Annotated in this window: 8 protein-coding genes; 3 read left to right on the top strand and 5 right to left on the bottom strand. The window is 63.0% G+C overall.

Features of this window, described 5'->3' with window-relative positions; genetic code table 11:
* Positions 1-138: 138 nt before the first annotated feature.
* Positions 139-1,047, top strand: a complete 909-nt coding sequence (locus ACK1U9_RS21080; protein ID WP_108480135.1) for a LysR family transcriptional regulator — start codon at positions 139-141, stop codon at positions 1,045-1,047.
* Here ACK1U9_RS21080 and ACK1U9_RS21075 read toward each other — a convergent pair whose 3' ends face one another.
* The gene (locus tag ACK1U9_RS21075) at positions 1,048-1,566 is read right to left on the bottom strand and encodes a DMT family transporter (RefSeq protein WP_153670823.1); all 519 of its coding nucleotides are present in this window, start codon (positions 1,564-1,566) and stop codon (positions 1,048-1,050) included. It abuts the gene before it with no gap.
* 291 nt (positions 1,567-1,857) lie between these two features.
* The gene (locus ACK1U9_RS21070) at positions 1,858-2,439 is read right to left on the bottom strand and encodes a hypothetical protein (RefSeq protein WP_085599072.1); all 582 of its coding nucleotides are present in this window, start codon (positions 2,437-2,439) and stop codon (positions 1,858-1,860) included.
* Positions 2,440-2,666: 227 nt separating this feature from the next.
* Between ACK1U9_RS21070 and ACK1U9_RS21065 the strand changes: the two genes are divergently transcribed.
* Complete coding sequence (locus ACK1U9_RS21065) at positions 2,667-4,799, top strand: TonB-dependent receptor (RefSeq protein ID WP_449110158.1); 2,133 nt, start codon at positions 2,667-2,669, stop codon at positions 4,797-4,799.
* Between the two features lie 47 nt (positions 4,800-4,846).
* On the opposite strand, the gene ACK1U9_RS21060 is transcribed toward ACK1U9_RS21065, so the two are convergent.
* Both ACK1U9_RS21060 and ACK1U9_RS21055 read right to left on the bottom strand, forming a co-directional pair.
* On the bottom strand, positions 4,847-6,139 hold the full coding sequence (locus tag ACK1U9_RS21060) for a PQQ-dependent sugar dehydrogenase (RefSeq protein ID WP_196174618.1): 1,293 nt from the start codon (positions 6,137-6,139) through the stop codon (positions 4,847-4,849).
* Positions 6,136-6,564 (bottom strand): DUF2231 domain-containing protein, encoded by a 429-nt coding sequence (locus ACK1U9_RS21055; protein ID WP_449110157.1) that lies wholly within the window; start codon positions 6,562-6,564, stop codon positions 6,136-6,138. The genes ACK1U9_RS21060 and ACK1U9_RS21055 overlap by 4 nt, the downstream gene beginning before the upstream one ends.
* Before the next feature lie 164 nt (positions 6,565-6,728).
* On the opposite strand from ACK1U9_RS21055, the gene ACK1U9_RS21050 reads away from it, so the two are divergent.
* On the top strand, positions 6,729-7,028 hold the full coding sequence (locus ACK1U9_RS21050; RefSeq protein ID WP_085599078.1) for a hypothetical protein: 300 nt from the start codon (positions 6,729-6,731) through the stop codon (positions 7,026-7,028).
* A 59-nt stretch (positions 7,029-7,087) separates the two neighbouring features.
* Here ACK1U9_RS21050 and ACK1U9_RS21045 read toward each other — a convergent pair whose 3' ends face one another.
* Positions 7,088-7,900, bottom strand: a complete 813-nt coding sequence (locus ACK1U9_RS21045) for a class I SAM-dependent methyltransferase (protein ID WP_449110156.1) — start codon at positions 7,898-7,900, stop codon at positions 7,088-7,090.
* Between the last annotated feature and the right edge of the window lie 86 nt (positions 7,901-7,986).

Here is a 7,986-nt window from a genome sequence, read left to right as displayed (position 1 = left end):
TCCCGCCTTTTCCCCCCCACAACGCTGCTTCTACAGAACCTCACTAAACCAATAAGTCATGTGTCGTTCCATAAAAGCGGTCTTGGGCATTTGTTAAGCTGATCAAAACTGCCAGACTCAACCAAGACCATTCGCACCATGGATGAACTACGCAAGATCGACCTCAACCTGCTGCTCGCCCTGCACGCCCTGCTGAGCGAAAAGCATGTGACTCGCGCCGCCCTGCGCCTGCACCGCAGCCAACCGGCGGTAAGCCACGCCCTGGCGCAGTTGCGCAAGCACTTCGACGACCCCTTGCTGGTGCGCCAGAACGGCCGCATGGCGTTGACCGCCCGCGCCCAATCGCTGGCCAAACCGTTGCACGACGCCCTGGGCAACCTCAACGGCCTGCTGGCCGCCCCACAGTTCGAGCCGGCCAAGGCCCAGCGTCGCTTCAGGCTCTCGCTGTCCGACTATTCCTCGCGGATCATCCTGCCACCCCTGCTGCGCCACCTGCGCCAGATCGCACCTGGGGTGGATTTGGCCATCAGCCAGGCCAGCCGCGAGACCATGCTGGCCCAGTTGCTCGACGGTGAACTGGACCTGGCCCTGGGTATCTTCCCGGACCTGCCCCAGGCCATCACTGCGCAGCCGCTGTTCACCGACAGCTTCATCAGCGTTGCCGACCGCCAGGTGCTGCCAACCAGCGGCGGCCTGGCCCTGGCCGACTGGCTGGCCCGCCCGCATGTGCTGATGGCCATGCACCCGGATGCCTTCGATGAAATCGAGCGCGCCCTGGCCGCGCAGGGCCTGCGTCGGCGGATTGCCCTGGCCTTGCCGCACTGGAGTGCGGCGGTCGAGGTGCTGGCCGGCACCGACCTGATCCTGACCGTGGCCAGCCGCGCGGTGGGCTCGCTGCACCAGCACAAGACATTGCGCCAGTTCGAGCCGCCACTGGTGATTCCTTCGTTCGATTACCAGCAAGCCTGGCATAGCCGCAAGGACGACGACCCCGGGCATCGCTGGCTGCGGGAAACCGTGTGGGCGTGCAGCCAGCCGGGTCGCTGATCAGCCTTCCGGCTGTTTCACCACGGCAGTGGCACTGGTCGGCGTGCCTGCTGCCCAGTTACCCTGCACCAGCAGCACGCCGCAGAGGATCAGCACCACACCCGCCAACCTGGCCAGGTTGAGCGGCTTGCCCCCCAACCCCATCACCCCGAAGTGGTCTGCGACCACCGCCGTGATGATTTGCCCCGCCACCACCAGCACCAGGAACCCCGCCGCACCCAGCCTGGGGGTGAGCGCCGCGGCACCGGCCACGTACAACGCCCCCAGCACCCCACCAACCCACATCCACCAGGGCCCCTGCAAGGCCTTGCCCATGTCCGGCGCCGGCACCCTTAGGATCAGCAGCGCGGCGATCACTACCAGCGAACTCACCGTCAATGACGTGAACGCGCCCCACAACCAATGCCCCAGCGCCCGGCCGACGGCGGCATTACCCGCAGCCTGGAACGGCAGCACGGCACCGGCAAGCAACGCCAGGGCAAAGGGAAGTACCAGAAGGCACAGGGTCTTGCTGAACATGGCAGTCCTCATTCGTGACAGATGTTCAGGCGATGATCGGAAATTTCCCTTTATCCATGGAAATCGAAAGTGTGCACGTACTTCATTCACCCCATGGATACACGATCACGCAGCCCATCACCGGCAAGCCAGCTCCCACAGAGTCCCTGCCAATTCAATGAGTCATGTGCAGTTCCATGGGAGCTGGCTTGCCGGCGATGGGGCGCACGGCGGCCCCCATCGATTAGCTGAAAGGCATCAATGCAAGGCGATGCCATGGGCAGGCAACCCGTAGCCTGCCCCAATGAATGGTCAGCGCGAGGTTTCGATGCGCAGCACTTCGGTGTAGATCGCCTCGACCGTCTGGCCGACCCTGAGGTTCTTCATGCGTGCCTGCAGGTCAGGGTTCTCGACCTTGACCACCTGCAGCTTGCCCTCAGGCGGTAACAGGCTCACCTCATGCGTCTCGAGGTCGATCTTGTTGATCTGCGAGGTCACCCTGACCTGGCGGAACGCCTCGCCGCCCGGGTTGGGGTTGTCCGCCGTGGCGCGAATGGTACCGGACTCTTCAGTCGCCTTCGGTGCACCGCCCACCTCGGGATTGAGCACATAGGCCACCGCACGGGTCACGTAGATGTCGACCTGGTCACCCACCTTGAGGTTGGGCAGTGCCTTGGCCTTTTCCGTGAGCTGGAAGGTCACATCCTTCTTGGCGTCAGGGCCTTTCACCGTGACCTGGCGACTGGCCAGGTCGATGGCCGTGACCTGCGTGGTGACATGGCTTTCCAGCGCCTCGCTACCAATGGGAATACCGGCAGCCTGCACCGTGAAGCTGGCGGCGGACGCCAGGGTGGCAAAGGCAACAGCACGAGCGAGAGAGCGAATTGGATTCATAGGCCTGCTTCCATGTAATCAAGACCGGATGGGTGCGTGAAATGTTCACGCGCCAACAAGAATAGCCCTTGCCTGGCACATTGCCGGCCCCTGCCCCTTGCGACGCGTTTTGTCGCTTTCTCACCACTCGCACCGTTGCAATAGCAAATGCGAATTCTTTACACTTGCTTTACATTTACAAATCATTACTATTCGTGACCTCCAAATACAACAAAGAGTCACCTGTAATGGCAAAAAAGTCTGTTGCCCCGGCGTCCATTTCCATGCTGGGCCTGCTGGTTGTGCCTGCTGTTCACGCGGCTGTCCAACCTGAATCGCAGGGTTCCCTCGCCTTGCCCGCCACTGCTGTCACCAGCGCCTACGAGCAGCAAAGCTACAAGGCCAGCGAAAGCCGCAGCGCCATGAAGATCGACGCCCCGCTGCGCGACATCCCGCAAACCGTCAACGTCGTGCCTGAAAGCGTGATCAAGGACCAAGGTGCGCAGTCCATGGAAGACGTGCTGAAGAACGTGCCCGGCGTCGGCCTGTCCAACGGCGACGGCCAGCGTGACCAGGTGACCATTCGCGGCTTCAGCGCCATTGGCGACATGTACATCGACGGCGTGCGCGACGACGCCCTGTACTTCCGTGACCTTTCCAACATCGAGCGGGTCGAGGTGATCAAGGGCCCTGCTGCCGTGCTGTATGGCCGTGGCTCTTCGGGCGGCCTGATCAACAGCATCAGCAAGAAGCCGAGCTTCACGCCCAAGCGCGAAGTCGGCATGAGCTTCGACAGCGAAGGCAAGCGCCGCACCCAGTTCGACACCGGCTGGGCCGACCCGCAAAGCAACCAGGCCTACCGCGTGACCGGTGCCTTCGAAGACAGCGACACCTTCCGCGACGATGGCTACATCGACCGCAAGGCCATTGCGCCGTCGGCGTACTTCCGCCTCTCCGACGACCTGGAACTGAACCTGGGCGCCACCTACCTGTACGACAAGCGCCTGATCGACTTCGGCATCCCGGCGCTGGGCAACCGCCCGGTAGATGTGGACCGCGACAAGCGCTTCGGCTCCGGCGATGCCGACCAGGACTATGCCCGCAGCGAGGTGTTCTCGCTGACTGCCAGCCTGGACTACCGCATCAACGACGACTTCACCCTGACCAACACCAGCCGCTATTACCGCTACGACCTGGATCGCAACAACACCCTGGCCGACAGCAGCCCCACGCGCTTCGTCACCGCGCCTAACGGCGAACTGCTGGTCAAGCTCAACCGTGGCAACGTCGCCCGCGACGAGTACGGCATGTTCAACCAGACCGAACTCAAGCAACAGGCGCAGCTTGCCGGCATGCAGCACAACCTGCTGTATGGCGTGGAAGTGGGCTTCCAGGACAAGCACCAGCGGGTGCTGAGCCAGAACAACGTGGCCCAGGTGCCGGTGTACCGCGACGCCCTGGTGCCAGTGCCGGAGCACGCCGCCAACCTGTCGTCCAAGGGCACCAACTTCCAACAGACCACCGGCCTTTATGTGCAGGACATGATCGAGTTGAACGAGCACTGGAAGGCCCTGGTCGGCGTGCGCTATGACATCTTTGGCCAGAAGTACGACGACGACCGCGCGCAGAACGTAGACCTCGACCGTACCGACAAGACCTGGAGCCCCCGTGCCGGCCTGGTCTACCAGCCGGATAACATCCAGTCCTACTATGTGTCGGTCAGCCGCAGCTACCAGCCTTCAGGCGAAGTGTTCGCAGTCAGCCCGACCAACCAGCACCTGGAACCAGAAGAAACCACCAACTACGAAATCGGCGCCAAGTGGGACCTGCTCGACAGCCGCCTGTCGCTTACCGCAGCGGTATTCCGCCTCGAGCGCACCAACATGAAGACCGCCGACCCGGCCAACCCCAACCTGACCGTGCTGGCGGGCGAGCAGCGTACCGACGGCTTCGAAGCCACCGTGAGCGGGCAGCTCACGGACAAGTGGCAGATCTACGCTGGCTACGCCTACCTGGATGCCGAGATCACCAAGTCCAACAGCAAGACCAACGGCGTTGCCAACGAAGGCCAGACCCCTACCCTGACGCCGCGTAACAGCGCCAACGTCTGGCTGGTGCGTACCCTGACCCCGCAATGGCGCGTGGCCGCCGGCGCCAACTACGTCGACGAGCGCTACACCGCACTCGACAACGTGGTGGTGATGCCGGGCTACACCACCTTCGACGCCGCGCTGCTGTACAGCGTGCCGCAATGGGATGCCGCGCTGCGCCTGAAGAACGTGTTCGACCGTGACTACTATGCCTCCGCGCATGGTTCAGTGGACCTGATCACTCCGGGCGCACCGCGTACGCTGGAAGCCAGCTTCAACTACCGCTTCTGAAGCCCTGCGCGCCCCCTCGGCAGGAGCGCGCAAGCCAGGTGGATCACTCAGCGATCACGCGTCACCCGCCACACTGTGTTGGCCAGGTCGTCGGCGATGATCAATGCACCACGGGGATCCACCGTCACCCCCACCGGCCGCCCTCGGGTCTTGCCATCCTCGCCACGGAAGCCTGTAGCGAAGTCGATTGGTTGCCCGGCCGGCTTGCCATTGCTGAAGGGTACGAAGACCACCTTGTAGCCCACCGGGTCGGGACGATTCCAGCTGCCATGCTCGCCCACGAAGACACCATCAGCGAAACGCTCGCCCATGGCCGGTATCGAGAAAGCGACACCCAATGCAGCCACATGCGAGCCCAGGCTGTAGTCCGGTTTGATTGCCGTCGCCACCTTGTCCGGGTTCTGCGGCCGCACCCGTTCATCCACGTTCTGCCCCCAGTAGCTGTAGGGCCAGCCATAGAAGCCTCCATCACGTACCGAGGTGAGATAGTCCGGCACCAGGTCTGGGCCCAGTTCGTCGCGCTCGTTGACCACCGTCCATAACTGCCCGGTATGCGGCTGGATTGTCAGCGCGGTAGGGTTGCGCAAGCCCGTGGCATAGGGGCGGTGCGCACCGGTTTCGGCATCGACCTGCCAGACCATTGCCCGATCGATTTCCACTTCCATGCCACGCTCGGTGATATTGCTGTTCGAGCCGATACCCACGTACAGGTAACGCCCGTCCGGGCTGATCGTCAGTGACTTGGTCCAGTGATGGTTGATCTCGGCCGGCAAATCGGTGACCTTCGTGGGTGCGCCGCCTGCCTGGGTCTGGCCCTCCTCGTAGTCGAAGCGCACCAGCGCATCCTGGTTGGCCACATACAACTTACCGTTGGCAAAGGCCAGCCCATAAGGCGCATTGAGGTTTTCCGCAAATACGGTCTGCACCTCGTAGGTGCCATCCCCGTCGGCATCGCGCAGAAGGGTCAGGCGGTTACCACCCTTGACCTGGGTGTTACCCTTGGCCTTGATCTGGCTGGCGATCACATCCTTGGGTTTGAGCTTGGCCGCGCTGCCACCCCTGCCCTCGGCTACCAGAATGTCACCATTGGGCAACACCAGGCTCTGCCGCGGAATACGCAGGTCAGTGGCAATGGCCGTGACGCTGTATCCCTCGGGCACGGTCGGTTTCTGCTCACCCCAGGCAACAGGCTGGGCGATCTTCATGCTCGGCAGCAAACCGCGCTGGGGTTCGGGCAGTTTCGGGTCCGGGCCATGGGCCTGGGTCGGCTCTCCATCACCACCGCAGGCACTCAACAGCAGCGCCACGCTCAACAGGCTCAATGCATGCAATGCCTTCATGCAGCACCTCCCGAGCGCAGGTTGCTCAAGCCGGTCCAGGCGGCGACTACCGCGAGCACAGTCACGATCACCGACAATACCAGCCCTGACGGCATCACCGCCCAGGCGTCCTTGGCATGCTCGAAGGCATTTATCAGCCCAAGCACCCAGGCCGCCAACAGCAGCATGAAGTACAGTGCAGGGCGCCCGCCCTTGCACTCGGCGCGGATCAAGTTGGCCAGCGCAAACAGCAGTGCCAGCCCGCAGAACACCAGGCCACCGGCGATCAACCAGGCGGCGAAGTTGCTCCATTGGATCTGGTAGCTTTTGAAGTAGGCGATATCGCTCAGCAGCGCGCCAAGAAACAACGGCACACTGCCCGCAAGCAACAGGGCATGCAACGGGCTGGGCGTACAGCGGTAGAGGGTATGGTCAGAAGCGGTCACGGTGCCTCCTTTTCATTCAGTGACCCAAGGCTGATGGGCTTGTGCCATCAGGTGAGCGCAGGGTGCGCTTAGCAAATGAGCCCCTTGACGGCGCGATAGTTCACCGCTTCGCTGGTATGAAATATCCTGCAAGGCATTCGTCGCCCAGTGCAGAAGGTGATCACATGTGCAGAAAACCGATTCGTCCGGACATGTCCTGGGCTCTGCCTACCCTGCTCGCTCTGTGCCTGGCGCTCACCGCTGGCTGCTCCAGCAAAACCGGCAAGGCCCGATACGCTACGTCAGCCATCGGTTCCAATTGCTTCGCCAAGGCCGTGCCCACGGCTGGCGAGGGCGGCCTGGCCTGGGGCAATACCCTGAGCGTTGCCCGGCAGAAGTCAATGAACAACTGCATGCGTTATGCCAGCCGCTCGGGAGGTACGCCCAGGACATGCCAGGTGGTGATGGCCAAGTGCAAGAACTGAAAGAACCTGAACAGCCTTGTCACCGCCGCCACCTGCACAGGCCTTCCAGGGAGCGCCTGCTAACCCCGGATGATCACCACCTCCAGATATTCACTGGGCACCACCAATGACCTAGGTCCGCCCACATTGCGTTCATCCAGCAGCTGAGTCAGATCCCGTTCCAGCGCACCGGCCGCCTCCCGTTCCAGCGAGGCAAACGCCTTGTGCACCGGCCCGTACCAGGTGCGGAACACCTCGATGAAATGCGCTGCCGAGCGATAGCGGAAGTTGAAGTGCTGGCGGCTGACCTTCAATTCGCCCAGCGCCCCTTCGAACATCTCGCGCAACTGTTCTTCATCACCCCAGCGTGAAGGCGGCAGAGCACCGGCTGGTGGCGGTACATGCCGCCCGAGGGTCTTGAACATCTGGCCGACGAACCCTTGCGGGGTCCAGTTGGCCAGGCCGATCCGGCCACCGGGCCGGCACACCCGGCTCAATTCACGCGCGGCCTGGGCCTGGTCGGGGGCGAACATCACGCCGAAAGTGGACAGCACCGCATCGAAAGTGCCATCGGCAAACGGCAGCGCTTCGGCATCGGCGGTCTGGAACAGCACATTGAGGTGCTCGGCCCGCGCGCGTTCTTCACCGCGCTTGAGCAGCTCGGGCACATAGTCGGTGGAGGTGACACGGCAGCCGCGCCGGGCAGCAGCAAGGGTGGCATTGCCGTTGCCGGCGGCGACATCCAGCACCTGCTCGTCCCAGCGCAGGTCACAGGCTTCGGCCAGGCGCTCGCCAACCAGTTGCAGGGTGGTGCCGATTACCGCGTAGTCGCCACTGGCCCACGCGGCTTGCTGGCGGGCTTTGAGGGTATTGGTATCCAAAGGAGTGCTCATGGTCTGCGCCTTCTTGTTGTGCGCGGCCGAGGTCCTTCTGGCGGTCAACGCGCCATGGATCGAGGGGATGGGAGCAAAACGCTACG

The organism is Pseudomonas sp. XP1 (assembly GCF_053557675.1).
Note: the sequence above shows the minus strand (reverse complement) of the source record. Positions and strands in the feature narration are given on the sequence as shown.